The sequence below is a fragment of the Nocardia sp. CY41 genome (genome assembly GCF_009829325.1).
In the GTDB taxonomy this organism is placed as follows: Bacteria; Actinomycetota; Actinomycetes; order Mycobacteriales; family Mycobacteriaceae; genus Nocardia.
In genome coordinates, this window is the sequence record NZ_VUOS01000023.1 from 156,817 (window position 1) to 182,644 (window position 25,828).

At 68.5% G+C, this 25,828-nt stretch carries 26 protein-coding genes and 1 pseudogene; 13 read left to right on the forward strand and 14 right to left on the reverse strand.

Features of this window, described 5'->3' with window-relative positions; all coding sequences use genetic code 11:
- The first annotated feature begins 45 nt into the window (after positions 1-45).
- The gene (leuS, locus tag GVY64_RS25635; RefSeq protein ID WP_159846425.1) at positions 46-2,892 is read left to right on the forward strand and encodes a leucine--tRNA ligase; all 2,847 of its coding nucleotides are present in this window, start codon (positions 46-48) and stop codon (positions 2,890-2,892) included.
- 255 nt (positions 2,893-3,147) lie between these two features.
- Here the strand turns inward: leuS and GVY64_RS25640 are convergent, their stop codons facing one another.
- Positions 3,148-3,837 (reverse strand): SDR family oxidoreductase, encoded by a 690-nt coding sequence (locus tag GVY64_RS25640; RefSeq protein WP_159846428.1) that lies wholly within the window; start codon positions 3,835-3,837, stop codon positions 3,148-3,150.
- Positions 3,838-4,065: 228 nt separating this feature from the next.
- On the opposite strand from GVY64_RS25640, the gene ggh reads away from it, so the two are divergent.
- Both ggh and GVY64_RS25650 read left to right on the forward strand, forming a co-directional pair.
- On the forward strand, positions 4,066-5,403 hold the full coding sequence (gene ggh, locus GVY64_RS25645; protein WP_159846431.1) for a glucosylglycerate hydrolase: 1,338 nt from the start codon (positions 4,066-4,068) through the stop codon (positions 5,401-5,403).
- A 66-nt stretch (positions 5,404-5,469) separates the two neighbouring features.
- A complete protein-coding gene (locus GVY64_RS25650; protein ID WP_159846434.1) occupies positions 5,470-6,210 on the forward strand; it encodes a glycoside hydrolase family 25 protein in 741 nt (246 codons plus the stop codon).
- Between the two features lie 19 nt (positions 6,211-6,229).
- On the opposite strand, the gene GVY64_RS25655 is transcribed toward GVY64_RS25650, so the two are convergent.
- The 8 genes and pseudogenes from GVY64_RS25655 to GVY64_RS25690 form a co-directional block, all read right to left on the reverse strand.
- Positions 6,230-6,790, reverse strand: a complete 561-nt coding sequence (locus GVY64_RS25655) for an Imm21 family immunity protein (protein WP_159846437.1) — start codon at positions 6,788-6,790, stop codon at positions 6,230-6,232.
- Between the two features lie 55 nt (positions 6,791-6,845).
- Positions 6,846-7,125, reverse strand: a pseudogene (locus GVY64_RS25660) (IS256 family transposase); the annotation flags it as partial.
- Between the two features lie 132 nt (positions 7,126-7,257).
- A complete protein-coding gene (locus GVY64_RS25665) occupies positions 7,258-9,321 on the reverse strand; it encodes a PhoX family protein (RefSeq protein ID WP_159846440.1) in 2,064 nt (687 codons plus the stop codon).
- A 233-nt stretch (positions 9,322-9,554) separates the two neighbouring features.
- A complete protein-coding gene (locus GVY64_RS25670; protein ID WP_159846443.1) occupies positions 9,555-10,355 on the reverse strand; it encodes a hypothetical protein in 801 nt (266 codons plus the stop codon).
- 99 nt (positions 10,356-10,454) lie between these two features.
- Positions 10,455-10,985, reverse strand: coding sequence for a lipoprotein LpqH (locus GVY64_RS25675; RefSeq protein WP_159846446.1), 531 nt, complete (start codon positions 10,983-10,985; stop codon positions 10,455-10,457).
- Positions 10,986-11,351: 366 nt separating this feature from the next.
- Positions 11,352-11,558, reverse strand: a complete 207-nt coding sequence (locus tag GVY64_RS25680) for a DUF397 domain-containing protein (protein WP_159846449.1) — start codon at positions 11,556-11,558, stop codon at positions 11,352-11,354.
- A gap of 173 nt (positions 11,559-11,731) precedes the next feature.
- A complete protein-coding gene (locus GVY64_RS25685; protein ID WP_236567170.1) occupies positions 11,732-12,259 on the reverse strand; it encodes a nuclear transport factor 2 family protein in 528 nt (175 codons plus the stop codon).
- A 24-nt stretch (positions 12,260-12,283) separates the two neighbouring features.
- Positions 12,284-13,090 carry an LLM class flavin-dependent oxidoreductase gene (locus tag GVY64_RS25690; RefSeq protein WP_159846452.1) on the reverse strand — a complete coding sequence of 269 codons (807 nt, stop codon included), beginning with the start codon at positions 13,088-13,090 and terminating at the stop codon, positions 12,284-12,286.
- 231 nt (positions 13,091-13,321) lie between these two features.
- On the opposite strand from GVY64_RS25690, the gene GVY64_RS25695 reads away from it, so the two are divergent.
- Positions 13,322-13,969 carry a hypothetical protein gene (locus tag GVY64_RS25695; RefSeq protein ID WP_159846455.1) on the forward strand — a complete coding sequence of 216 codons (648 nt, stop codon included), beginning with the start codon at positions 13,322-13,324 and terminating at the stop codon, positions 13,967-13,969.
- Between the two features lie 283 nt (positions 13,970-14,252).
- Here the strand turns inward: GVY64_RS25695 and GVY64_RS25700 are convergent, their stop codons facing one another.
- A complete protein-coding gene (locus GVY64_RS25700) occupies positions 14,253-14,783 on the reverse strand; it encodes a hypothetical protein (protein ID WP_159846458.1) in 531 nt (176 codons plus the stop codon).
- Positions 14,784-15,072: 289 nt separating this feature from the next.
- On the opposite strand from GVY64_RS25700, the gene GVY64_RS25705 reads away from it, so the two are divergent.
- Both GVY64_RS25705 and GVY64_RS25710 read left to right on the forward strand, forming a co-directional pair.
- A complete protein-coding gene (locus GVY64_RS25705) occupies positions 15,073-15,798 on the forward strand; it encodes a hypothetical protein (RefSeq protein WP_159846461.1) in 726 nt (241 codons plus the stop codon).
- 161 nt (positions 15,799-15,959) lie between these two features.
- Positions 15,960-16,337 (forward strand): hypothetical protein, encoded by a 378-nt coding sequence (locus GVY64_RS25710; protein WP_159846464.1) that lies wholly within the window; start codon positions 15,960-15,962, stop codon positions 16,335-16,337.
- A gap of 104 nt (positions 16,338-16,441) precedes the next feature.
- On the opposite strand, the gene GVY64_RS25715 is transcribed toward GVY64_RS25710, so the two are convergent.
- Together GVY64_RS25715 and GVY64_RS25720 are read right to left on the reverse strand one after the other, a co-directional pair.
- Positions 16,442-16,897 carry a MerR family transcriptional regulator gene (locus GVY64_RS25715; RefSeq protein ID WP_159846467.1) on the reverse strand — a complete coding sequence of 152 codons (456 nt, stop codon included), beginning with the start codon at positions 16,895-16,897 and terminating at the stop codon, positions 16,442-16,444.
- Positions 16,894-17,244: a hypothetical protein gene (locus tag GVY64_RS25720; protein WP_236567172.1), complete on the reverse strand. Its 351-nt coding sequence runs from the start codon at positions 17,242-17,244 to the stop codon at positions 16,894-16,896. The genes GVY64_RS25715 and GVY64_RS25720 overlap by 4 nt, the downstream gene beginning before the upstream one ends.
- 191 nt (positions 17,245-17,435) lie before the next feature.
- On the opposite strand from GVY64_RS25720, the gene GVY64_RS25725 reads away from it, so the two are divergent.
- Positions 17,436-17,855 carry an ATP-binding protein gene (locus tag GVY64_RS25725; RefSeq protein WP_159846470.1) on the forward strand — a complete coding sequence of 140 codons (420 nt, stop codon included), beginning with the start codon at positions 17,436-17,438 and terminating at the stop codon, positions 17,853-17,855.
- 7 nt (positions 17,856-17,862) lie between these two features.
- On the opposite strand, the gene GVY64_RS25730 is transcribed toward GVY64_RS25725, so the two are convergent.
- Positions 17,863-18,237 (reverse strand): MerR family transcriptional regulator, encoded by a 375-nt coding sequence (locus GVY64_RS25730; protein ID WP_159846473.1) that lies wholly within the window; start codon positions 18,235-18,237, stop codon positions 17,863-17,865.
- Positions 18,238-18,665: 428 nt separating this feature from the next.
- Here GVY64_RS25730 and GVY64_RS39185 point away from each other — a divergent pair, with 428 nt between their 5' ends.
- Together GVY64_RS39185 and GVY64_RS25740 are read left to right on the forward strand one after the other, a co-directional pair.
- Entirely contained in the window at positions 18,666-18,959 is a 294-nt protein-coding gene (locus tag GVY64_RS39185; RefSeq protein WP_442939630.1) for an ANTAR domain-containing protein, read from the forward strand.
- A 239-nt stretch (positions 18,960-19,198) separates the two neighbouring features.
- Positions 19,199-19,918: a TetR/AcrR family transcriptional regulator gene (locus GVY64_RS25740; RefSeq protein WP_159846476.1), complete on the forward strand. Its 720-nt coding sequence runs from the start codon at positions 19,199-19,201 to the stop codon at positions 19,916-19,918.
- Positions 19,919-19,926: 8 nt separating this feature from the next.
- Here GVY64_RS25740 and GVY64_RS25745 read toward each other — a convergent pair whose 3' ends face one another.
- The gene (locus tag GVY64_RS25745; RefSeq protein WP_236567173.1) at positions 19,927-20,397 is read right to left on the reverse strand and encodes a hypothetical protein; all 471 of its coding nucleotides are present in this window, start codon (positions 20,395-20,397) and stop codon (positions 19,927-19,929) included.
- A 180-nt stretch (positions 20,398-20,577) separates the two neighbouring features.
- On the opposite strand from GVY64_RS25745, the gene GVY64_RS25750 reads away from it, so the two are divergent.
- Genes GVY64_RS25750 through GVY64_RS25765 form a run of 4 tightly spaced genes read left to right on the forward strand, consistent with a single transcriptional unit; the run spans position 20,578 to position 25,733 of the window.
- Positions 20,578-21,936, forward strand: coding sequence for a hypothetical protein (locus GVY64_RS25750; RefSeq protein WP_159846580.1), 1,359 nt, complete (start codon positions 20,578-20,580; stop codon positions 21,934-21,936).
- On the forward strand, positions 21,936-22,952 hold the full coding sequence (locus GVY64_RS25755) for a hypothetical protein (protein ID WP_159846482.1): 1,017 nt from the start codon (positions 21,936-21,938) through the stop codon (positions 22,950-22,952). Before GVY64_RS25750 ends, GVY64_RS25755 begins: the two co-directional genes overlap by 1 nt.
- 1 nt (position 22,953) lies before the next feature.
- On the forward strand, positions 22,954-24,480 hold the full coding sequence (locus tag GVY64_RS25760; RefSeq protein WP_159846485.1) for a tetratricopeptide repeat protein: 1,527 nt from the start codon (positions 22,954-22,956) through the stop codon (positions 24,478-24,480).
- Positions 24,477-25,733: a CHAT domain-containing protein gene (locus GVY64_RS25765; protein ID WP_159846488.1), complete on the forward strand. Its 1,257-nt coding sequence runs from the start codon at positions 24,477-24,479 to the stop codon at positions 25,731-25,733. The genes GVY64_RS25760 and GVY64_RS25765 overlap by 4 nt, the downstream gene beginning before the upstream one ends.
- Positions 25,734-25,828: the final 95 nt, after the last annotated feature.

A 25,828-nucleotide genomic window follows, 5' to 3' on the forward strand; every position in this document is an offset into this window, starting at 1 on the left:
GACGAAGTTTGTCGGGGATCGGCGAGACCACAAGAAGGCAGGACCGTGCAAGACACACGTGCAACCGAAAGCGATGTACCAGAGCACCGGTACAACGCGGAGCTTGCCGGCCGCATCGAGCGCCGGTGGCAGCGGACGTGGGACGAACGCGGAACCTTCCACGCGCCGAACCCGGTGGGGCCGCTGGCCGGCCCCACCCCGGCCGACAAGCTGTTCATCCAGGACATGTTCCCGTACCCGTCCGGCGCGGGCCTGCACGTCGGGCATCCGCTCGGCTACATCGCCACCGACGTCTTCGCGCGCTACCACCGGATGCACGGCCGCAACGTGCTGCACGCCCTGGGCTACGACGCCTTCGGCCTGCCTGCCGAGCAGTACGCGGTGCAGACCGGCGCGCACCCGCGCGACACCACCGAGTCGAACATCGCCACGATGCAGCGCCAGCTGGACCGTCTCGGCCTCGGCCACGACCGGCGCCGCTCGTTCGCGACCACCGATCCCGAGTACTACCGCTGGACGCAGTGGATCTTCCTGCGGATCTACAACGCGTGGTTCGACACCGAACTGAACCGCGCCCGCCCGATCGCCGAGCTGGCGGCCGAGTTCGCCTCCGGCGTGCGCGCCGTGCCGGACGGCCGGTCCTGGGACACTATGTCGGCGGCCGAGCGCGGCGCGCTGCTGGACTCGCACCGGCTGGTGTATCAGACCGAGTCGGTGGTCAATTGGTGCCCCGGTCTGGGCACCGTGCTGGCCAACGAGGAAGTCACCGCCGACGGCCGCAGTGAGCGCGGCAACTTCCCGGTGTTCCGGAAGCGGCTGCGGCAGTGGATGATGCGCATCACCGCCTATTCCGATCGGCTGGTCGACGACCTGGACCGGCTGGACTGGCCGGAGAACGTGAAGTCGATGCAGCGCAACTGGATCGGACGATCCCGCGGCGCGCAGGTGAAGTTCGACGCCGACGGCGAGCAGATCGAGGTCTTCACCACCCGGCCCGACACCCTGTTCGGCGCCACCTACGTCGTGCTCGCGCCGGAACACGAGCTGGTCGACAAGCTCACCGCGCCCGCGTGGCCGGCGAACACCGACTCGCGCTGGACCAACGGCGGCGCCGCCACCCCGGCCGACGCCGTCGCGGCCTACCGCAAGTCGATCGCGGCCAAGTCCGATCTGGAGCGCCAGGAGAACAAGGAGAAGACCGGCGTCTTCCTGGGCAACTACGCGATCAACCCGGCCGACGGCAAGGCCGTGCCGATCTTCATCGCCGATTACGTGCTGAGCAGCTACGGCACCGGCGCGATCATGGCCGTCCCCGGGCACGACCACCGCGACTGGGAGTTCGCGTCCGTCCTCGGGCTGCCGATCATCGAGGTGATCAGCGGCGGCGACCTGGCGAAGGGCGCGCACGCGGGCGAGGGCGTGCTGGTGAACTCCGGCTATCTCGACGGCATGTCCGTCGAGGAGGCCAAAGCGGCGATGATCGCCCGGCTGGAGGCCGACGGCCACGGCAAGGGCACCATCCAGTACAAACTGCGCGACTGGTTGTTCGCCCGTCAGCGCTACTGGGGTGAGCCCTTCCCGATCGTGTACGACGAGCACGGCGCTCCGCACGCGCTGCCGGAATCGATGCTGCCGGTATTGCTGCCGGAGCTGGACGATTTCGCCCCGGTGACGTTCGATCCGGACGACGCGGATTCCGAGCCGTCCCCGCCGCTGGCCAAGGCGACCGACTGGGTGGAAGTCGAACTGGACCTGGGCGACGGGCCGAAGCGCTACCGCCGCGACACCAACGTCATGCCGCAGTGGGCGGGCAGTTCCTGGTACGAGATCCGCTACGCCGACCCGACGAACGCGGAAACGTTCTGCGCGAAGGAGAACGAGGCGTACTGGCTCGGCCCGCGCACCGACGTCGGCGGACCGGACGATCCGGGCGGCGTCGACCTGTACGTCGGCGGCGTCGAGCACGCGGTGCTGCACCTGCTGTACGCCCGGTTCTGGCAGAAGGTGCTCTACGACCTGGGTGACGTGTCCGCGAGCGAGCCGTACCGGCGACTGTTCAACCAGGGCTACATCCAGGCGCACGCCTACACCGACGAGCGCGGCGCGTACGTGCCCGCCGCCGAGGTCGTCGAGCGCGACGGCAAATTCTTCTGGACCGACGCCACCGGCGCGGAGATCCCGGTGCGCCAGGAATACGGCAAGATCGGCAAGTCGCTGAAGAACGCCATCTCGCCGGACGAGATGTGCGACCTGTACGGCGCGGACACCTTCCGCTTCTACGAGATGTCCATGGGTCCGCTGGACACCTCCCGGCCGTGGGCGACCAAGGACGTCGTCGGCGCGCACCGCTTCCTGCAGCGCGCCTGGCGTCTGGTGGTCGACGAGGAGTCCGGCGCCCTGCGGGTGACCGACGCCGAGCCGACCGGCGAGACGCTGCGCCTGCTGCACAAGACGATCGCCGGCGTGGACGAGGATTTCGCCGCGCTGCGCGACAACACCGCGGGCGCCAAGCTGATCGAGCTGACCAACCACCTGACCAAGAGCTACCCGGACGGCGCGCCGCGCTCGGTGGTGGAGCCGCTGGTGCTGATGTTGGCGCCGCTGGCCCCACACATCGCCGAGGAGCTGTGGGAGCGCCTCGGCCACACCGCCTCGCTGGCGCACGGCCCCTTCCCGGTCGCCGATCCGGCTCTGCTGGTGGAGGAATCGGTGGAGTACCCGATCCAGGTGAACGGGAAGGTACGCAGCCGGGTTCAGGTGGCGGCCGACGCGGACAACGCGGCGATCGAGGCGGCCGCGCTGGCCGACGAGAAGATCGCCGCGCTGCTGAACGGAGCGCCGCCGCGCAAACTGATCGTGGTGCCGGGCCGCCTGGTGAACATCGTCGCCTGACGGCTGATCAGCGCGGCGGGAGCAGCACGTCGTCGAGCGTGACCGGGTCACGCGTCGACAGCCGAGCGAACCGCTTCCGCCGCCGGGGGGCGTACGGCATTCGCACGGCCGGAGCACGACTTCGGTGGGCTACGCGTCGACAGCCGAGCGAGTGACGCCGTGGGCGTCTGCGATTCAGTACGGTCGGAGCACGACCTCGGTGGGGTGCGCGTCGACAGCCGAGCGAACGCTGGTGACGGCAGGGGCGTCCACGATTCAGTACGGTCGGAGCACGACCTCGGTGGGGTGCGCGTCACGGGGGGTATCGATGGCCGAGCGCACCGCGTAGGCCACCGTCTCCGGCGTGAGGAAGTCCTCAGCCCGGTATTCGCGTCCCTCGCCCGCGATGATCTCGCGCTGCATATCGGTGTCGATGCGCCCCGGATGGATCGAGGTCACCCGCAAATCCGGCTCCTCCTGCCGCAACGCGTCGCCGAAGGCGCGCAGCCCGAACTTGCTCGCCGCGTAGGAGGCCCAGCCCGCGTTGGCGCGCAGCCCCGCGCCCGAGTTGATCAGCACCACGTGACCCCGGCCCGCCCGCAGCGCGGGCAGCAGCAGGCGGGTGAGTTCGGCGACCGCGATGAGGTTGGCTTCCAACGTATTCCGCCACTGCTCGACGGTGGATCCCGCGATCGTGCCGAGATCGGCGATGCCCGCGTTGTGCACCAGCACGTTCAGGCTCCGGATCGGCGCGGCCGCTTCGGCGACGGCGGCGTAGTCGGTCAACTCCACCGGCCAGCCCTGCGCGGTGGGCAGTTCCGCCAGGATCCCGCGCAGCGACTCCACCGATCGCGCGCCGAGCAGCAAGTCGTGCGTGGGCGCGAGCGCGCGGGCGATCGCGGCGCCGAGGCCGCGGCTGGCACCGGTGATCAACGCGGTCGGTTTCGGGCTCGCGGCGGAAGTCATGGGCCCCACCGTAACCGGCGGGGGAAAGAAGGCGTAAAAAGCGGTAGCACTGGACGAACGACTAGCGATGCAGGCTGAATCGAGGTGAGAATCTCGAGCAGCGAATCACGGACGGGGCGTGCGAAAGTGAGAACCGCCGAACAAGAACCGGCCGCGGGCCGATCGGATGGGGACGAAACGGGCACCGCTGAGCGGGCATATCTGCGGGTGACATCGCAGAATAGGGGGATGGCACATCCGGGCTTCACCCCCACCCAGCTCGCGGCCCGCGCTGCCTACCTGCTGCGCGGCAACGATCTGGGCACGATGACCAGCGCGGCGCCCCGGCTGTACCCGCACATGTGGAGCTGGGACGCGGCGTTCGTCGCGGTCGGGCTCGCGCCGCTGAGCGTGGAGCGGGCGGTGGTCGAGTTGGACACCTTGCTCTCGGCGCAGTGGAAGAACGGCATGATCCCGCACATCGTCTTCGCCAACGGCGTGGACGGTTACTTCCCCGGCCCGGCCCGCTGGGAGTGCCGCAAACTGGCGGCCAACGCGCCGGACGGCCCAGACACCTCGGGGATCACCCAACCGCCCGTGCATGCCATCGCGGTGCAGCGGATCCTGGATCATTCGCGACGGCACGGCCGCAGTACCAGGGCCGTGGCCGAGGAGTTCCTCAACCGGCGCTGGCCGGACCTGGTGCGCTGGCACCGCTGGCTGGCGCATGCCCGCGATCCCAAGGAGACCGGCCGCATCACGCTGTATCACGGCTGGGAGTCCGGGATGGACAACTCGCCGCGCTGGGATCGCGCCTATGAGCACGTAGTCCCCGGCGACCTGCCGCCCTACCGGCGCGAGGACGTGCTGGTGGTGTCCGATCCGACCCAGCGCCCCACCGACCGCGAGTACGACCGCTATCTGTGGCTGGTCGAGCAGATGCGCCGCGCGGGCTACGACGATTACCAGCTCGCCTCCACCATGAGCTTCGCCGTCGAGGACGTGTTCGTCACCGGCATCTTCTCGCTGGCCTGCGAGGTGCTGGCCAATATCGGCGAGGAGTACAAGCAGCCGCACGCGGACGTGCGCGATCTCTACGCCTGGGCCGACCGGTTTCGCGCCGGCGTCGTCGCGACGACCGATGCGCGCACCGGCGCTGCCCGCGACTTCGACGTGCGGTTGCAGCGGTGGATCAACACCGAGACGCTCTCGATGTTCGCGCCGCTGCTGTGCGGCGGTCTTCCCCGCGACAGCGAGCGCGCTCTGCTGCGCCTGTTCGAGGGCCCGCGCTTCTGCGGGCATCCGGATCTGCGCTACGCGCTGCCGCCCTCGACGTCGCCGGTGTCCAAGGATTTCCGTTCCCGCGAGTACTGGCGCGGCCCCGTGTGGCCGGTGATGAGCTGGCTGTTCTCCTGGGTCTTCGCGCGGCGCGGCTGGGCCGAGCGCTCGTTCATGCTGCGCGCCGAGGGGTTGCGGCAGGCCAGCGACGGCAGTTTCGCCGAGTACTACGAGCCGTTCACCGGCGAACCGCTCGGCAGTATGCAGCAGTCGTGGACGGCGGCCTCGGTGTTGGATTGGCTCGGCTGAGGACACGTCGGACATCCCATCCGTCACACTGGTAACAGCCAAAGCGAATGGCTATCGTCGTGCGGCATGGACACCTGGAGGTCGACCACTCGCCGCGCCGCGGCGCTGTCCCTGATCGCACTGTCCGGCATCCTCGCCACCGCGCTGCCCGCGACCGCCGCGCCGACCGGTCCGGACGTCTCCTCCTGGCAGCACACCGACGGCAGTCTGATCGACTGGTTCGCGGTCAAGCGCGCCGGCCACAACTTCGCCATGGTCAAGGCCACCGAGGGGCTCAACTACATCAATCCGTACTTCGTGCCCGACAGCCTGCTGATGCGCGCGGCCGGCCTGGCTCGCGGCACCTACCACTACGCCCGGCCCAATCTGCCGCCCGAACCGCAGGCCGCGATGTACGCGGCGGTGGCGCTGGGACAGAACGGACCGCTCGACCTGCCGCCGGTGCTGGACTTGGAGAACACCGGCGGTCTCGGCCCGGCGGCCCTGATCGACTGGACTCGCCGCTACCTGAACACTGTGGAAGCACTCACCGGCCGCGTCCCGATCCTCTACACCTATCCGAACTTCTGGCATACCGCGATGGCCGACACCACCGAGTTCGCCGACTACCCGCTGTGGATCGCCGACTATCGCGGCAACGCCCAACCGGAAGTCCCCGGCGGCTGGTCCACGTGGACGTTCTGGCAGACCACAGACAGCGGCAGCATCCCCGGCATAGCGGGCCGCGTCGACCTCAACGTCTACAGCGGCGCCCAAGGCGATTTCGCCCGGTTCGCGAACATGAGCGGCGCCACCGGCAGCGGATAACCGCAGGTAAACGGTGTGCTCAGCTGCTCTGATCAGGCGCCTCCGTCGGAGTGGTGCCGTTGAGGTGTTTGTCGACGGTTGGCTGGAGCTGAACGAGGATCATCCAGTTGTCCGGGTCCTTGATGTAGGTTGCTCGGACTCGGTAACGCCCTGGATCCAGCGCGATGCGGAGCTGGTTGCCGAGTTCGATCTCAGCTCCCGGACAGGCCGCCTCGAAAAGCATGACGGGCTCTCGTACTTCCCACACGAGGTCTTCGTCTCGATCCCATGTGATGTGTTCTTGTAATGTTTGCCGCGCTGCGGCGACGAGTTCTTGTTCGGAGTCGGCCGCTGCCCATCGCAGGAACACCCGCTCGGCTGGGAGATAGGTCGTGCGAGCGGGCTCGTCTCCAAGGACCAATGCCTGCTGAGAGCCGATCTCGACCAGGCCGATGTATCCCTCGACCGAGCAGGCTCGGCCGTAGTCGCCCCATGTTTCTACCGAACCGTCCATGCCGGATACGCCGCCCCAGTGACCAAGTTCTGATTCGGGGGCGATCAGCAGGGGCCCTCCGGCGGACTCGACCCAGGTGTAAAGCATGACGGCTCGCTCTTTGTTCGTTTGTCTGTCGGTTTCTTGTGCCCGTAATTGTCAACTACTCGGATCCTGAGTTTCCGGCGACCTCTGTTCCGGTTTCGGCCGGGTCGGTAGATGACGCGCGGATGATTTCGCGGGGGCGTTCGAGGAGCTTGCCCTTGTGGAACAGTGTGCCGTTGCGGACGAGGGCGACCAACTCGGGTGCGTTGACCTTGCGCCAGCGGCCTGGGCCGCGTCGACCAGCTTGGAGTCCATGGCGATTCCGGCCGCGCGGGGCCCGGCCCCTGGGTGACCTTGGCGCGCAATCGCGCTGTGGCGAAGGTGGATACGATCGGCGATCACGGGAGTCGCCGGGGATGAGAGTGGAGCCGCTACTCGCCCAGTCGAGTAGCGGCTCCACCCGTGGGAAAAGCCGCGGAGGGTGGTCGGCCGTGGTTGCAGGGGCCGGTGGGGCGCCGCGGCTGTGGTCGTCAGACCCCGATGCGGCCGCCTGCCTTCTTCCAGACCGCCACGACCGAGGGGCGCGGCTGGGCCGTGCCGCCGTCGGGCCAGTGCGACAACGGGTTCTCGGGGGTGGCGTCGTCGGCCTCGCCGGGATGCTGCACGCAGACCATGACCCGCGCCTCGCTCACCACCGGGCCGCAGGTCTCCGCACCGCGCGGGACGGTGAGGAACTGCTTGGTCTGGCCGCGATTCGGGCCGTCGAGCACCACCGAGAACAAGCCGTCGTTCGACTTCAGGGCATTGCCGTCGGTAGAGATCCACAGGTTGCCGTACGGGTCGAAGGCCAGGTTGTCCGGGCAGGAGATCGGGCTGACCTTCGACTTGTCGTATCCGGCGAAATAGGTGTCGGCCGCCGCGGGATCACCGCAGACCAGCAGCAGCGACCAAGTGAACGTGGTGCCGGTGTGGTTGTCGTCGATCTCCAGGACCTGGCCGTTCTTGTTCAGCTTGCGCGGGTTCGCCTCGTCGGGGCCCTGCTTGCCCTCCGCGCCGCGGTTGTCGTTGTTGGTCAGCGCCACGTACACCTTGCCGGTGTACGGGTTGGCCTCGAAGTCCTCCGGGCGGTCCATCTTGGTGGCGCCCACTTTGTCGGCGGCCAGACGGGTGAACACCGCCACCTCTTCCGCGCTCATGCCGTCGACCAGCGACTTGCCCTTGCCGTCCGCGCCGGTCTCCAGCAGCGGGATCCACTGGCCGGTGCCGGTGAAACCTTTGTCCGACGGCTTCGCGCCGGTGCCGTCGATCTTGTCCGCGTGATCACCGGTGAGCTTGGCGACGTAGAGGGTGCCCGCGTCCAGGATGGTCAGGTTGTGCCGCATGCTGGCCGCGCCCGTGCCCGACTGGATCTTGCGCGAGGACACGAACTTGTACATGTAGTCGAACTTCTCGTCGTCACCGGTGTAGGAGACGACGTCGCCGTCCTTCGTGACGTAGATGGTGGCGCCCTCGTGCTTGAGCCGGCCCATCGCGGTGTGCTTGATCGGCCTCGAGTTCGGGTCCCACGGGTCCACCTCGATCACGTAACCGAAACGGTTGGCCTCGTTGGGTTCCTGCGCCAGATCGAAACGCTTGTCGGCGCGCTCCCATTGGTTGGCGGTCTTGCCCGCGGCGAAGCCGTAGCGCTTGAGCCGGGCCGCGGCGGCGGACTCGGTCACCTTGTCGCCGTTGGCGAAGTAGCCGTTGAAGTTCTCCTCGCCGGACAGCACGGTGCCCCACGGCGTCAGGCCGCCGGAGCAGTTGGCGAAGGTGCCGAGCACCGTGGTGCCGGTCGGATCGGCCGAGGTCTTCACGAACTCGCTGCCCGCGGCGGGACCGGTCAACTTGAACTCGGTCGTCGCGGTGATCCTGCGGTTGTACTTGCCGAAGGCGGGAACGAGCTTGCCGGAACCGGATTCACCCTTGACCTCCACCACGGTCAACCCGTGGGCGGCCATGGTGACCGCGATTTGCTCGTCGGTCGGCGCGTCCTTGTTGTAGCCACGGAACATGTGCGGGCTGGTGGTGTACTCGTGATTGACCACCAGCAGGTAGCCGTTGGCCTGGCCCTCGATCGGCAGCAGGGCGGCGAAGTCGTTGTTGTAGCCGAATTGCTTGGCCTGCGCGGCGGCGGTCTGCTTGTCGAAGTCGAAGGCGGGCGCGTCCGGGAACAGCGGATCGCCCCAGCGGATCACGACGGACTGCTCGTAGCCGTCCGGGATCACCACGGCGTCTTCCTTGTTCGGCGCGACGGCGGCGAAATCGGTGCCGGTTCCGGGCGGGCCCGCGGGTGAGGCCGACACCACGGGCTTCGGCTCGTCGTCACCGCAGGCGGCGAGCACGCTGCCCGCGCCGACCGCGAGCACGGCGGCCGCGCCGCCCTTGATCAGCCCGCGCCGGTTCAGCGAGCTGACGATGTCGCCGAAGTAGGCGCCCGAGGAGGTGTTCGGCGTCTCGTGGAAGCACGCGTTCGCGCACTTGTACTCACATGTCACGGCGGCGCGCGACGACTGTCCGTCGTGCTTCACGAAAAGGGCGAGTGGCTGCAGACTCACGGTGACTCCTGGGTTGGGCCGATGGCCGCACGGTAAACCATCCGGACAATCCGGAAGGGACGGCAAAGTGAACAACCGCCCAATTAGGTAACCCTCAAATTGCCGGACCACCAGACCTGGGAACAAACGAAAGCCGCGCCGGTTCGATGATCTCGAATCGGCGCGGCATGGGTGTCGGAAAACGGCTGCCTCGTTCTCGGTGGGACCGGCTCGGATTTCGTCCGGCCCACCCATCAGGCGTTCACCGGAAGGGCGATGACGACCTCGCTCTCGTCCTCGGGCAAGTAGTGCGCCCGCAGGATGCGACCCACCTGCACCTGGGCGACACCGGCCGGGGCGAGGAACTTCGTCACCCGGGTGGTGAAGGTGGAGCCGTCCGGCCGGGTGACCACCAAGCCGAGCTCGACCTCGGTGTGTCCATCGCGGATCGTGCCGGTGACCGACAGCGACTGCACCACCGCCTGGGTAGCGATGCCCCGCTCGGCGATGTCGAGCTTGCGCCGGGTGGTCATGCCCTTGCGGATCAGCGACTCGTTCATCGCGTGCTGCGCGGCGGACGCGTCGCCGGACAGGTCCACCTCGACCCGGTCGGTGCGGCCGGGCAGGTAACGCACCGGAAGCACCACCCCGGCCCGCAGCAGAGCCAGTTCGGTGAACGGCACGATCATCTTCGCGGAGGAGTGGAAGATCTTGCCGTCCGCGCCTTCGACGCTGAACTCGACGTGGACCTGCGGCTGGTCGTTGACGGTGACCCCGGTCTGCCGCACCGACCGGACGGTGCCCAGGCCGGTGAGCCCCTCGCGGAACTCCGCGCTGTTGCGTCCGGTCAAGGCGATCATGATCCCTTCGCCGGTGAAGGCGAAGACCATGGGGACCAGGGTGAACGCGAGGATCGGCAGCGCCATCTCGAAGCCGAGCCAGCCCATTCCGGAGGGCTCCCAGTCACTGGTGGGGACGTAGGTGACGGCGTGGTAGACGTAGTAGCCGATCGCGGCGGCCCCGAGGGCGAGGGCGAGCAGACGGATCTTTTTCATGACTTTTCCTTTTCGGTGTGCGGTTTCGGGGTTCGCCGCGCCCCGTCATCCCGGTGGTTCGAGCGGGATGACGGGGCGGACCGGGAGAACATGCGGCGATCAGGCGCCGACGATGGACGAGCAGGCGAAGGTGATGTCGAACTTCGACGTCTTCGGGCCGGCCAGCGGGTTGGTCAGGTCGGGAGCGCCCACGCCCTCGCCGGTGACCTTGAAGGTGTTGCCGTCTTTGACGACCGTGGCGGAGCCGCCCGGCATGCCGTTGCCGAAGCCGACCGCGTAGGGCAGGCCGTTGTCGCCGCCCTTGCTGCCCGCGATCCCGACGGCCTGCACGGTGTTCGCGTCGGTGATGGTCGCGCTCACCGTGAGGTTGCCGTAGGCGGAGTTCGCGGTGTCGGTCAGCGCGAGCGCCAGGGTGCCGCCCTGCTTCGCGCAAGTGGTGTCGAACTTCGCGTCGAAGGCCTTGCCGTCGACCGAAGCGACCGACTTCCCCGCCGGAGCGGCCGGCTGCGCCGAGGACGGAGCGGGCGCGGCGGGCGAGCTGCCCTTGCTGTCACCGCAGCCGGTGAGCACGGCGACCGCGGCGGTGGCGGCGAAAGCGGCGGCGGCGATGCGGAGCGAAGTGGTGTTCATGGTCTGTCCTTGTCGTTTGCGGGGCGGAGGCCCCTGGTTCCGTTTCCCCGGCCCCTTGTGTGGGGCCGATGAGAAAAAGGTAGGAACGATTCGCGCCCTACCGATCCCAGGTTTTCCGCATTTCCGCAGGTAGAGGACCCAACCTCAATCCCAACCGACCACCGTTCCCCAACGCGGCGGTGCCGTCGAGTGGCACATGGCTGTGGCATTTCGCGAGAAGAGCTCTCGACCATGTGCCGTTGATCTTGATGCGTGCGGTGGATGTCGGCTGGTGGGTTGTGACTTCTCGATCGACAGACACAACGAAAACGGCCCGGCCCCCTGTCCTTTCGAGGACAGGGGGCCGGGCCGCAGGGATCGCTACTGCTACGGGCGCATGAACTCGCCGTCGCTCACGCCAGAGGTGAACGCGTCCCACTCGCCGGGGGTGAACACCAGCGCCGGTCCGGTCGGGTTCTTCGAGTCACGGACGCCGACCTGACCACCGTCAAGAAACGCCACCTCTACGCATTCCTTGCCTCCCGAGCTGCGGCTGCTCTTGAACCAACGCGCCCCGGACAGATCAACGGTCACGACGAAAACTCCCTTGCTACCTGCCGTAGCATGTTCCGGCTAGTCACGGCGTCCAACGCAGCGCTGCAACGCGGCCGCCATCTCGCCCGCCGACCAAAAATTACATTCCATGACTTCGAATCGGGACGATCCGCGGCGGCGAGAGCCGTCGATGTCTCGGCCCGCGACAACTACTACGCCGACCGGACTTCGTGATCAGGACGCGAGTTGGGATCGCCGCTGGTAGTGGTAGCCGAATCACCGAAGAAATCCCGATGGCCCCGTGCGGTATCCAGGTATTCCCGAACCCGGTGGATCAAACCGTCGCGCAACTCGAATACCAAACAATAGTCGTTGACGTATCGATTTCCGTTCGCCAGCGTGGCACTCATCGTCTCCTCCACAATCACCCGATTACCGTCGGCATAGAAGCCGTGGAAGTCCACCACCACATCGGCGACGAACAAGCGCGGGAAGTCGTTCGCGAGAAACTGCGTGATGGCCGCGCGGCCGACCATGTGACTGGGTCCGTTCAGCGCGACCGCGGTCGCGTTGCCGGACGGCGCCAGCCACTCCGCGTCGGTGGTGAAGAATGCCGCGATCTGCTCGGCATCATGGCTGGCGAACGCACGCCACGCGGCCTGGACAACGGTCCTGCTGTCGAGTGTCATGGACCGCAGGGTATAGCCGCGAACAGCGACAAGCTGGCGGGAAAACGACACGATCATCCTCGACGGGCCGTCCGGCTAACGTCCGGTGAGCTCGGCGACGACCGGGGCGAACCTTTCGGCGAAGTCGGCGCCGAAGACGAAATACGAGAAGCCGATCTCCTCCCGTCGGCGCTGAATTTCCTCGACGGCGGCCGCCGGGTCGTCCGGAAGTACGGTCAGTGCGTCCGCCGCGCGCCACGCGGCAGGGTCGGTGTCGGGGGGCGCCATGTGCGGCGCGACAGTGTCGCCGACAACCGGAACCGCGAGCGCCAGTTCGGCATCCCCGATGGTGCGGAACTCACCTACCAGCCGCTCGACCGCGCCCCGAGGCTGATCCCCCAGCACGAAGGTGACCGTGTCCGCGACCTCGGCCGCCAACGCCCGGGCCTTCGGACCGTATACCGCCATCGCCACCGGCGTGTGACGGTCCGGGCCGTCGAGATCTCGCAGCGCCCTGACGGTCTCGCGTACCTGCGCCAGCCGCTGGTTCGGCGGCGGTACGGCGGGCTGTCCCTTGTCGCGGAGCTCGTCCTCGATTCCCGGCCTGCCGGTGCCGATGCCCATCTCGAAGCGACCGTCGGTCAGTAGCGACAGCGAATGCGCTTCCCATGCCGTCAGCCAGGCCGGGCGAAGCGGAGAGGCGTACACCCACGTGCCCACGCGCAGATCGGTCAGGGCCGCGGCGGTGGCCAGCATCGGGCCCGGCGCCGGTTGCGTCTGCGGGAAGTCGGGCACCAGCAGCGTCGAGTAGCCGCAGTCGGCGATGCGGCGCACGCGGTCTCGCCACGTCGGCACGTCAGTCCTGAGCGGGGCGACGACCCCGAACCGGAACGGTCTCGTCATGCCTGGATTCCTCTCCCTGTCTGCGAGATCATCTGCCGACCACCCCTCGGGAAGGTCCATGATCATGTCCTTACAGAGACATCGACGGCGGATCGCTCCGAAAATCATCGGTGCAGCCGAGAGCGTGGACGGGCCCTGAACGCGGCGATACGGGGCGACTGCGGGGGATCACCTGGACGGATAGTTGTGCGGATGCCGGTAGGAGCCGGTTCGGTTGTAATACTCGATCTGATGGACATCCGATCTGTCCCCGCGACTGTATTGCGTGAGCGGCTTCGACACGTCCGTTGGATCGGTGGGGGCAGCGGCGCGGGGAAGACGACGATCGCACGGAATCTCGCGACGCGGCACGGGCTGCGGGTGTATTCGACCGATGAGGCGATGCGCGACCACGCTGCCCGCAGCACGTCCGATGACGCGCCGTTGCTCAGCCGCTTCCGAGCGATGGATATGGACGAACGCTGGGTGAACCGATCACCTGAGACGATGCTGGAGACGTTTCACTGGTTCCACGGTGAGGGTTTCGGTTTCATAGTCGAGGACCTGCTGGGTATGTCTGCCGAAACCGGTGTCATCGCCGAGGGGTTCCGCCTGCTGCCGCGATTGGTCGCGCCCCTGCTCCCGACCGTTTCGCACGGCGTGTGGCTGCTTCCGACACCCGAGTTCCGCCGGGCCGCATTCGACCGGCGCGGCTGGGACATCCCCGCCAGGACACGTCACCCGGAGCGTGCCGCACAGAACCTGCTCGACCGCGCCCGGTTGTTCACCGACCGCATTCGCAACGAGACCACACGCCTGCACTTGCCCGCTATCGAGATAGACACCGCGATGATCGAGACTGATCTGACCGACGCGGTCGGCCGGGCATTTCGACTTTGACCCAGCGGGCCATCTCGTCGTGTCCGCTCTGGACGATCGCTCGTTGAACGGCCGGAGCCCCGCTCGATCAGCGCGAGCCGGGCTCCGGCGAGGGTGCGGCGCATTGGTCAGCTGAGGCCGTATCCGATTCCGAACGTGACGGCCAGCCATCTGAGGACCCCGTGGAGGCCGGCGCCGAGATCGAGGCCGAAGGCGCCCATCGATCTCATCTCCTTCCGAGATCGAAATTTCTGCGGTTCCCCGACCTGTTCATGATCTTATCGCTGGTCACCGACCTGCCGCATCATCGATCGGCGCTGATGGAAGGCTGGTCGGCGCGGTCGGTGGCGCGGGCGCGGCCGAGGGGGAAAGGCAGGGTGATGGGGTCGCCGGGGTGGTGGGCCTCGATGAGTGTGAGGTGTGAGGTGAGGCCGGTCAGGCCGGTGAGGCGGGCTTGGCTGTAGGGGGTGCCGACGAGCAGGACTTCGACTTCGCAGTCGTGCACGGTGTCGGTCGGTAGCGAGCGGTCGAGGGTGGCCGCGATCGCCGTGACCGGCTCCAGACCGCGGTCGAGATAGCGTTCGCCTGCGTCGGAGGGTTCGTAGATCCAGGTGAGGACTTCCGGGCCGGAGCATTCCCCGAGGAACGTCCAGCCGCGTATCCGCATCATGATGTCCAGCCCGGCGAACACCCGCAGGTCCGCGGAGGGCACGGAGTGACCGCAGGGGGTACCCAGCGCCTGCATCACCGAGGACGGCGGGTATCGGCGATGCCAGATATGCGTGCGCATCGCCGCGACCCACCCCGCCTCACCGCGCGGTGAGACCCAAGACATGTCACCGCCGGATCGCCTGGCGCGGCGGCGGGCTGATTTCTTCTTCGCACCCGACATCGGGGTTCATGCTCGCAGCTGGGCCTACCCGCAACCCAGCAGACACGCCCGCCGCGTGTCGCCGGATCTTCCGGCGCGAGCACGACCCTACGAGGCCAGTGGGTTCACCGGCCGGTCTGCTCGCTCGACGAGCGGGGTGGATACATCGATGGTGATAACCGAGCCTTAAGGACTTCGTCAGCTCAACCGAAGATGATCACGGGGCAGAAACACGGCCGACGAATGGATCCCGATGTCGCACACCGAACACCCTGACAGCGCACAGCCAAGGCGTGGTGTCATGCCACGGACGGGCAAGCCACGCACACCGCGCCGTATCGTGTGGATCACCCTGCTGATTGCGGGAATCGTCGCGGTCGCCTTCATCGCGTTCGACTCGGTGTCCTCCGGCAAACTCCCCTGGACGAAGACGACCTACGCCGCGGAAAACGCGATGGATCCCTGCGGTCTCATCGACGGCTCGGTGCTACGAAAATGGACCGACGCCGATTCGACCACGCGAGAACGCGACCACAACCCTGTTATCGGCGATCGCCACCACGACTGCACCGCATCGAGCGCTATGCGCGGCCGGTATGCACAGGCCCCCGGAACGGCCATAGACGCAACGATCTCCGTCTCCGCCTCGGTATGGCCCTCACACCGCCGTGCCAGCACCCTCTATGAGAGCCAGGCGAACCCCGCGTGGGAGCCTCACATGGAGTACAGGTCGAGGGGGGACGTGCCGAATCTGGGGCAAAAGGCATACTACGAGCGCGAAGTCATCGAAATCGGGGCGACTACCTGGGTCAACTATCAGATCGGCGTCCTCGATGACAACCTCTATATCGAAGTGGCCATGAGGTTCGAATTCAGCCACTCCCATGGAGTCGCGCCCACAACCACCGCCGATATCGACGACATCCAGCGGACCACCGAACAGCAGGCCCGACGTGCAATGGACCACCTCCGGCGATAGTTGACGAATCGGGGTCGCCGAAGCGGGCAACGACCTGGCTTTGCTCGAGATTCTCGCCGTACCGAGCACATCGCATCGACAGACAGGACCTGGATGCCCTACCTGATACGGCCGACCCAGACCGTGGAGTGGATCGACCTCACGGTCGCCGGGAATCAGTCATGACCCGCGACGATGCTCCCGCCCTCCTGCGCGAACGCTTCGTCGTTGAAATCGGCATTCGGCAAGCGTGGCCGTACGTGACATTCGCCGATAATCGTGACGGAGCATCTCCGCAGGAAGTCCGGCTCTACATCGACAGCAGTTTTACTGTGATGCCGGACCCCGCTGTCCTGGTCTCAGCGGAATCGGACGACGAAAGACTAGCGCTGCTACGCCTGGCCGAAGTACTCGACCTGACCGTTCACGACGTCACCGTCGATGACGACGGGAGCTTGATGGTGAGTTTTCACGACAACGTCCGCTTACGCGTGTCTGGGCACAGCCCACCGTGGATTACACACGACGTCTGGTGGCTCACCCCGTACCCCGCCGGATAGCCGCCGCCGAGAACGCCGCGGCGAGCAGGATCGGCGCCACGCAGCAACCGACGCAGAGCAACGCGCCCGACCGATCGGCGCACCAACGCCGCGAGCCGGTGGGTTCAGCAGTCACAGTCGCCTCCAGCACCGGCGGCACTGTCGCGGTCGCGCCCTTCGCTGAAGGGCACCGGGCAGCATGGACTTTCACTGCACGCGATCAGGTCGTCGCACCCGGCCTCCAGTGCCGCACGCAGGGTGTCGCGCACGGCGGTCAGCTCGACGAGCTGCGCATCGACCTGCGCCAGCTTCGCCGCCGCGCGGGCCTGCAGTCCGGTGTCGGCTCGGCGGTGCCCGAAGTGGGTGACATCGAGCAGGTCGGCGACCTCGTCGAGGGTGAACCCGAGCCGCTGGGCGGCCTTGATCACGCGCAGCACCGTCAACGCCTGCTCCGGATACAGCCGATGTCCCCCCAGCGAGCGGTCCGGTTCGGCGAGCAACCCGCGGCGTTCGTAATAGCGCAGCGTCTGGGCGTTCACTCCGGCGGCCGCGGCGAGCCGGCCGGTGCGCAACCCGGTCAACGTCGGTTCCCGCCGATCGCGGCATCGACCCGGCTCGCGAGCGCGTCGAGGACTTCGCCCTGGGTGTCGGGGACCTCGACGCGCAGCACAGGCCCGGTGGTGGTGGTTTCGAAGGTGAAGGCGAACAACGAGCAGCAGGCGGACTCGCGGGCGGCCAGATCGCGGCCGACAGGTTCGGCGTCGAGGTCCAACAGCAGGTCCAGCCGCGTGCGTGTCGGCCGATCGGCCCGCTGCACCGACTCGGCGAAGAACCGGTCGAACTCCGCGACCCGTACCGGCTGCTCGGCGGTGGGCAGGGTGCACGAATCCGGCACCCAGTCCCCGGCGGAGGGCGTGATCATCGTCATGACGCCACGGTAAGCCTGTACCCAGGTACAGGATGCAACCCCGGCCGGCAGCGATTCTCCACACCTCATGTCGCCGCGGTGCGGGTGGAGACGGTGGTTTTCGTGGGCGAGCTGCGGGGGTATGTCGTGGACGAGGTGGTGCTGTCCGCGTGGAGGCCGGTACCGCGGCTAGTGGAAGGAGGGGGTGCAAGGTGGGTGTTTCGACACTGGATTCGGTGCGCGCCGACGAACGCGCTGACGGCACTGTCGTCGAGTGGGATCTCGAGGTGGTGTCGTTGGGGCAGCTGCGGGCCGCGGTGCGGCGCCTGCTCGCCCCGCTCGCCCGTATCGGGGTGGAGGATGCGGTGCAGCTGTGTGACGAGTTGGCCTGCAACGCTGTCGTGCATGCCCGCGCGCCGCGTGGTTGCCGGTTGATGGTGGTCGACCGCGGCGGCTGGTTGCGTGTGGAGGTCGACGACGCTTCTCCCGCTCCGGCGCGGATCCGCCGACCGGATCACACCGGCGGGCGGGGATTGATCCTGGTCGATCAGCTGGCCACCCGCTGGGGTGTGGACTACCACGGGCCCGGCAAGACGGTGTGGGCCGAACTGGGCACCCGCGGCCGCGGCTGATCGGAGTTCAGCTGTCGCGGTCCGGCGCGGGTGGATCTCGTCGGGTGAGTTCGGCGTTGAGTTCGCGGGCTCGAGCGAGTTGATCTTCCAGGACGATGATCCGGCACGCCGCCTCCAGCGGTGTCCCCGCGTCGACCAGCGCGCGGACCCGCGCGGCGATCCGCAACTGGGCGCGGGAGTAGCGGCGGTGCCCGCCCGGTGAGCGCTGCGGTGTCAGCAGTTCGGCGGCATCCAGGCCGCGGAGGAAGGCGGGAGTGACGCCGAGGATTTCCGCGGCCCTGCCCATGCTGTAGGCGGGATAGTCCTCGTCATCCAGCCGGTCGGCGGCACTGGAAGCGTCGGTCGGGTCAGCGGGGTCGATGGGGTCGTTCGGTTGCTGCACAACACCTCTGGGGGTTCAACGTCGACAGGCCCCGGCGCGTGGTGCGCCGGGGCCTGGGATCGAGGGGGTTTCACGTCGATCCCGCCGGTCGGACGGAAGAGTCGACCGCGGGGACCGCGCCCGGCAACAGCCCGGGACGCGGAATCTGGGAAGAGCTGTTCAGTAACCACCTCCTGGGGCGCCGGACCTGTCTAGTTCGTCATCCCCTCCGGCGGCCCGGCCGACTGCACCGGTTTCTCTTCTCCGCCGGAGGGGATGGTGGATCTTGCTTCCGGTGCAGTTCACCTGCCCGGCCAACCAGACTTCTCATCTCCAACGACAGCGAATGTACACCTCACCTTCCAGAATGTCTACACCCTGCGATACAGGTTTTTTCCTTTTCGTGGGGAGGGGTTTTCTGCACGCCACACCTTGGGTAGGGGTGGGATGTGGACATCGAACAGCCCCTACCGCCCGGTGATGCCGATAGGTTCGCGTTCGAGGCCGGCCGCGCGGTGATCGAGCAGGCCAAAGGGATGCTGATGCTGGTGTACGGGATCGGCGAGCAGCAAGCGTTCGCGCTGCTGCGGTCCTGCTCCCAGCACACCAACGTGCGACTACGCGAACTGGCCGGGCGGATCCTGACCGAATTACCCACCGCCGGTGGGCAAGCCGCGACAGCCCCGTTACGCGTCGATCTGAACCGCATCCTGGCCGGACATCCCCCGCCCTCCGCCCGATGAAGCCACCCGGCGATGCTGCCCAGCCGCGGCACCGCCGCGCGGATCAGCCCCCTGAGCTTCTGAACCCCACCGCCCGAGAGGCGGAGCGCCCTACGACATCGAGCTCTTCTCGCGACATGGTCACGATTTCCAGCAACGAGCGTACGACGTTCGCCTATGCGCACAACGTACTTAGATGTAACGAACGTACGCACAAGCGAACGACGTGCGCTATGGTGGCGGTCGACGGAAGGAGCGTTATGTCCGCGGAGAAACAGCAGGTGGCGTCGGTGTGGACACGCCCGAGGCGGGGCAGGGAGCAACCGGCCCTGACCAGGGAGCAGATCGTGGCCGAGGCCGTCGCGCTCCTGGACACGGAGGGCATGGAGGCGCTGAGCATGCGCCAGCTCGGCGCCCGTCTGAACGCGGGCGCCACCTCGCTCTACCGCCACGTGGCCAATCGGGACGAGCTGATCGAGCTGGTGGTCGACGAGGTCTACGGCGAGATCAGCGTCCCGGAGATCGATGACCCGGCGAACTGGCGCAGCGCCACGCTGGAGTGCGCGCAGAGCCTGCGCGCGATGATTCTCCGGCATCCGTGGATGGCCTCGACCCTCGGCCAGGTCGGGCTGTCGTACCTGGGGCCGAACGTGATGCGACTCAACGACCGGATGGTGGGGTTGTTCGAAGCGGGCGGCTTCCCCGCCGAGGAGGCGCCCGCCGGCATCGGCACCGTGATCAGCTATGTGGTCGGCATGGGCATCACCGAGGCGGCTTATCTGACCATGCTGGCGCGCAGCGGGCAGACCGAGAAAGAGTGGCTGGCCCGATTACGGCCTGCCGCCGAAGAAGCGGCGCGCGAGTTCCCCCGGATCGTGCAGGAGAACTGGGACCAAGACCCGGAACAGTTGCGCGAGCGAAAGTTCCGCTACGGGCTCGACCGGGTGCTGGACGGGCTGGCGGCGCGTCGCGATACCTGACCGCTACTTCACCTCCCCTGGTTGGCGACGAACGCCTGTACGGCGTCGAGGAACTCCGGGCCGCCCGCGGCGTATCCGCCGACGGTTCCACCGATCAGTACACCCACGGGGATGCTGACGCCCCAGATCAGAGGCATGCACGCCCCGAGGAGGCCGCCCACGATGGCACCGCCGACGACGCCGGGCAGGTTCTTGTTGATCTGCTCCTTGAGTCGGTCGTAGGAGCTGATGTCTTCCAGTTGGGCGATATCTTCCGCCGTCGGAGTCGGCGTCATGGTGCCGCCGTCCGCCTCGGTGTGCTGCGCGATCGCGATCGAACTCCCGTCGACAGGGTCCCATTGCGGCACTTCGGTCGCCGTCGCTTCGGCGCCGGGCTCGAGCACCACCGCACCGTTGTCGATCACCGCAGTCGGCTGCTCCATTACGGGCGGCTCTGCGTGGGCGGTTGCCGCAGTGATGACCACGGCCGAGATGGCCATGACAACGGCGGCAGTGATTCTCTCGAACTTCATTCTTCGAATCCCTCCACTCAGTTGCCCCTGATGGGCGGACCGCGTCCGACCTTAGGCGTCGAATTCGGTGGTGTGCGGTACGCCACACGGACGGCTCCGGGATGAAGTCGTGGCCAATACACTCAGCCCATGCGACGACCGCGCGCCATGGTGCTCGATGAGGTGTGGCGCAAGCTCGGCGGTGTCGAACCGCTCAGCGGCCCGCACGGTGGTCCGCTGCGCCGGACGGTGAAGCTCCTGCTCGACCCGCTGGTGATCCGCCCCGTGCAGCATCCGCTGTGCGCCGGGCCGATCCTGACGGCGGACGGCGCGGTGTTGCTGGAGGCGCGGATCCAGGCCGCGGCGGATGTGCTGCGGGCGACGGCGGCCTGGTTCACGGTGCTCAAGCAGGTGCGGCGCACGCTGCGGATCACCGAGGGGCATCCGCAGGATCTGTACTTCCAGCGCTGTTTCGAGCTGGCGACCACCTCGGGCATGCCGGACCCGGCGCGGGCTCGTGCGCTCGCGGGGGACGCGCTGCGCGAGATCCACGAGTACACCGCGGGACGCACCACGCAGGCGCTGAAAGAGTACCTCGCCGACCACAACCGGGAACGGGAACTGGCCGGGCTGCTCGAGCTGGCCTGGCGGCGGCGTCCGCTCACCGGTCCGCCGGGCGGCGACCACGACGCCGAGGTGGACGAACTGCTGGAAGCCTGTGCGTCGGCACGACTCGGCGCCGACGCCGACGGACAGCGGATCCTGGACCGGCTGGTCGCGACCCATGCCGGTACCCACACGGGAATTCGGTTGTGGCAGGACGCCTCCGAGCAGTCCGCTCAGGAGCTGGGGTTGACCGCGCATCCGGTGCCGCAGCGCCCCACGATCGGCTCTTCGGCCTCGAAATCGACCCTCGGGCTCCCGTTCGATCGCACCGTGTACGAGCGGGTGTTCACCGTGTTGCAGGCGTCCACCGATCGTGCGGAGCTGCCGACGATCCCCGAGTTGGTCGACGCCGAGATCGCCCGGAGTTGCGCACCGTGGGCGCTGCTGGACGAGTCGCTGCGGGTGACCGCGACGGCGGGAACCGCGCTGGCGAGCGGCTTGGCGCCCATCGAGCACCGCAGCGGCCCGTCGACGGGACGACCGCGTCTGCGTCTGGCCGAAACCACACCCGAGACAACGCGATCCACGGCGCATCAAGTGGTCAACAGCCGGTGGCAGCGAGAAGCCTATGTGTTGCAGGCGCGGCGGCTGGTGGTGTCCGCCGAGCCGCCCACGGGCCCGTTGGCCGCCATCGCCGTCGAGCTGACCACGCCGTGGCGGCCGTACCTGCGCCGATTGTGGGTGCGCCTGCACGGCAGGGATGTCCGGGAGTTCGCGATCTACGACCCGGACGAGTTGTGGGATCTGCTCGACGGGGTGGCGCGGTCGGTGATCCTGGACCATCGCACGCGGGTCAAGCGGGTGCTGAGCGTGCGGGCGAGCGCGGGTGAGCCGGACGCGGCGGAATCGAAGGCGAGCTGATGACGACCGTACGCATCCGCCGTCGAGACGGCCTGTGGATCATCGCGCCGGACGACGCGCCGACCGTCGTGGACGACACGGCCGGGGTGGACGTGCTCGTGCTCGAGGTGGCGGGCGGCCACTTGACGTGGAGCCTGCTCGGCGAGCAGGTCACTCCGGCGGCCGTGATCGACGACTTGGCCCTCGCACAGGAGTGGGTCTGGGCGGTGTACGGCGAGGAGGTCGCCCTCGCCCTCGACGAAACAGCGGGCGAAGGGGAATACCGGGCCGAGCCGGCGCTGCCGGATCTCGCCGCCCGCACTTGGCGGCTGGGGTACGCCCGCTGGGCGGCGCGCTGGTGGCCCGCGTCGACGCTGGACGGCATCGCCCCATTGGACGAGAGCCTGCTCGAGGACGAGATCGCCACACTGAGCGAGGAATGCGACCTGATCGTCGACGGCGCCGACGCGGCTCCGGAAGAACGCGCGGCCGCCGAACCCCTTGGCCGCGCGGAGGATTACGCGCTGGCCGCCGGGCCCGCCACCCGCGCTGCGCCCGGCGCGCTCGTCCTGGCCAGGGGCACCGCGGGCTGGGATTGGCAGCGCTGCCCGCCCGGCCTGCTCGACGCCTCCGAACGCGCCGTGTCCTGGGAGGTGGTGCGCGAGGCCGGCGCGACGATCGTGCGGGTGAGCGCGGTCGCCGCCCCGCTCTCGGCCGAGGACGTTCCCGCGCACCTGCATCCCCGCGCCGGAATTCGCACCGCGACCGACGCCGCCGACGTGCCGTTGGTCCGCGAGGGCGAACTCTGGCGGGCCGAGACCGCGGCCCCGGCCGGTGCGGAAGCGGGCGTGCGCGTGCACGTCTACGTGCCGGGCGTCGGCGTGGACGAGCCGCAACCGGACGCCGAGAACCGGCGTGCACGGATTCGCGACCTGGTCACGGCGCGGCTGCGCCGCACGGACGACGCGCCCGACAACCCGGTGGACGCGCCGCTGCTGGCGGAGATAGCCGCCGCCGCGTCGGATTCGGACTTCTGACATGGCCGACGAGACACCGGACGACGGCCGGGAACTACTCGCCGCGGGCGCCGCCGCCTACACCGGCGGGGACCCGGCCGAGGCCAAGCGCCTGTTCGAGGACGCCGCCGAGCGCACCACCGGCGACATCCGGCTCGGCGCGATCATCAACGCCGCGAGCATGGCCGACGAGCTCGGCGACCACGCCGCCTCGCTCGCCCTCTACCGCTCGGCACTGGCCGAAATGCCCGAGGACGCTCCGCGATTGCGGCCGAACGCCCTGGTCAACATGTCGCAAGCGCTACAGCATCTCGGCGAGCTGGACGCGGCGCAGGCGGCGCTGGAACAGGCACGCGCCTTGCTCGCCGACAACACCGACACCGATCTGGGCGTGCTGCGCGTGGCCTGCCTGCTCTCGCTGACCGCCGTCGCGTTGCACCGCCAGAGCTGGGCCTACGCCGCCGAACTGGCCACCGAGTCGCTCGCGGCGGCACGCCGTTTCGCACCGCAACTGGCAGGCCATCCACTGATGAACCTGGCCGCCACGTACTTCGAGACCGGCCGCCGCGACCTGGCGGTCGATTTCGCGCGGCAAGCCCTCGCCGCGTTCGAGGCCGCGGGCGATCGCAACGCGGTCGCCGAGACCGAACAGAATCTCGCCACCATGCTCGTCCGCCTCGAGCGTTACGACGAGGTGGAGACGCCGCTGCGCTCCAGTCAGGCCTATTTCGAGCGAGCCGGGTTGGAGCACCGGGCCGGGATCGGTCTCAAGATCATGGGATTCCTGGCCGAGGGCCGCGGTGATCCGGCGAGTGCGCGGGACTGCTACGAGCGGAGCCTGGCGTATTTCGTCGCGTCCGGCGCGGTGCTCGATGCCGCAGACCTGCGCATTCGCGCGGCGACCGTGGCGTTCGAGGCCGGGCGGGTCGACGAATGCGAGCAGCTGCTCGCGGCGGCGTTCGCGATCTATGCCGAACGCGGCCTCGGCCTGCACTGCGCCCAGCTCGATTTCTGGCACGCGACGCTGCTGGAAGGCGCGATCAGCGCGACCGCGTCGCCGTCCGCGGAGTTGCTCGGGCGTGCGGTCGGCATCGCCGTTCCGGCCGCGCTGGCCATCGACGCCGTCCGTCACACATTGCCGAACGGCACGCAGCGCGAGCAGTGGAACCGGCAGATCGCCGATCCGGCGATGCGGTTGGCTTTCCGCTTCGCCTACCTTTCCGGCGATGGCGTCCTCGTCGCCGACTTGATCGAAACACAATGCGCGGGAACAAGTTTGGCGCTGGATCGGACGCAGCGTGCCACTCCGACCCGGCTTCCGCTGGAACTGCCGGATCCGCCGGAGGACTTCACCGATCACCCCGGCAGCGCCGCCCTGCAGCTGGGCGCCGCCCTGGCCGAGGTCGCGGCGGGCGTCGGCCTGCCGGTCGCGCCGCCGCCGCGCCTGGCCCTGGCCGCGGAAGGACGGATCGCGCTCGCGCCGTTCATCGCCGCCGCCGAACAGCGCTACGGCCGGGTGATCCGCGACGATCGGGTGCTGACGGTATGACGCGACCGACGGTGCTCGTCCGCATGGCGGACGCGGGAGACATCTACGTGTCGTGGCGGTGGGTCGACGACAGCGCACCCCGGGGCGCGGGTGTGCTTCCGGAAGACGCGGCGATGCGCGCGGTAGCCCTGCTGGCCGGCGCGCTACCGCACCCCGCCGAGCCCGGCGGCCTCGAGGGGGCTCTCACCACCGGCGCGTTCGCCGACTACGAGCGCGAATACTCCGTGGCGCAGGAGCTTTCCCGGGCGCTGCTGCCCTACGGCTTGGCCGCGCAGCTCTACGAGCTGTGGCAGCGCGGCGTGCGCCCGCATATCCGGCTGCAACCGTCACCGCGGGTCGCCCAGGTGCCGTGGGAAATCATCGCGCCGGACCACGACGTCCGGTTGATCGACATCGCCGACGTCAGCCTGCTCGCCGCGGCGAGTGTGGTGCAAGCGCCGGGCCGGATCGCGCGCACCTGGACGGACACCGCCGCGGGTCCGGTCGTCGCGGTGCTGGATCCGCGCGTTCCCGGCTTCCGCGCCGATTCGACACTGGGCTCGGTGCTGGGCCGGATGACCGCCGAAGCCCCGCTCGCGCAACGCATGGCGGAGTACGCCGCGAACGGCCGATTGCGGCCCGCGGCACCGGACCCGGTGGCGGCTTTCCGGCGCACCGATGTCGATCGCCACTGGCTCGGCGCCGTCCTGCGCGCGGGCGCGAGCCGCTTGATCTACGTCGGGCACGTCTCCGCCGCCGCGCCCGAATCCGGTCGCAGCGAGGACGCCCAGTTGCACCTCGCCTGCACCGCCGATGCCATCGGCTTCGCCGAACCGGCCCGCACACACCGGCCGCTCTCGGCCAAAGACCTGCTGCTCGGCACGCACACCCTGGACGCGGATCCCGTTGCCGGCGCGCGGCTGTGGCCGATGCCGAGCCGGGTCGCGCTGATCGCCTGTGAGAGCGGCGGCGACCTGCGGTTCAGCGAAGCGCTCGGCCTGACCGCCGCGATGATCACCGGCGGCGCGGAACTGGTCACCGCGGGCCGGTGGGCGCTGCCCACGGATTTCGCCTTCCAGCGCGTCGCGGGCGCGCCCGCGCACGCCCTCCCGCTGCAGGAAGCCGTCTGCGCCATCGACGCGGCGCACGAACAACCCGACCCGGTGACCGCCCTCGCCGCATGGCAGCGCGACCGCATGACCGCATGGCGCGACACCGGCCGGATCGAGCACTCCCCGGTGCTCTGGGCGGCCTTCGCCACCGTGTGCGCCTGATTCGGGCAAACCATGCCCTCCGGTCTCCATATAGCGGTCTACGTGCGGCGATGCCGTGAGAACGAATTGGAAACGGGTAACGCTACTGATGCGCA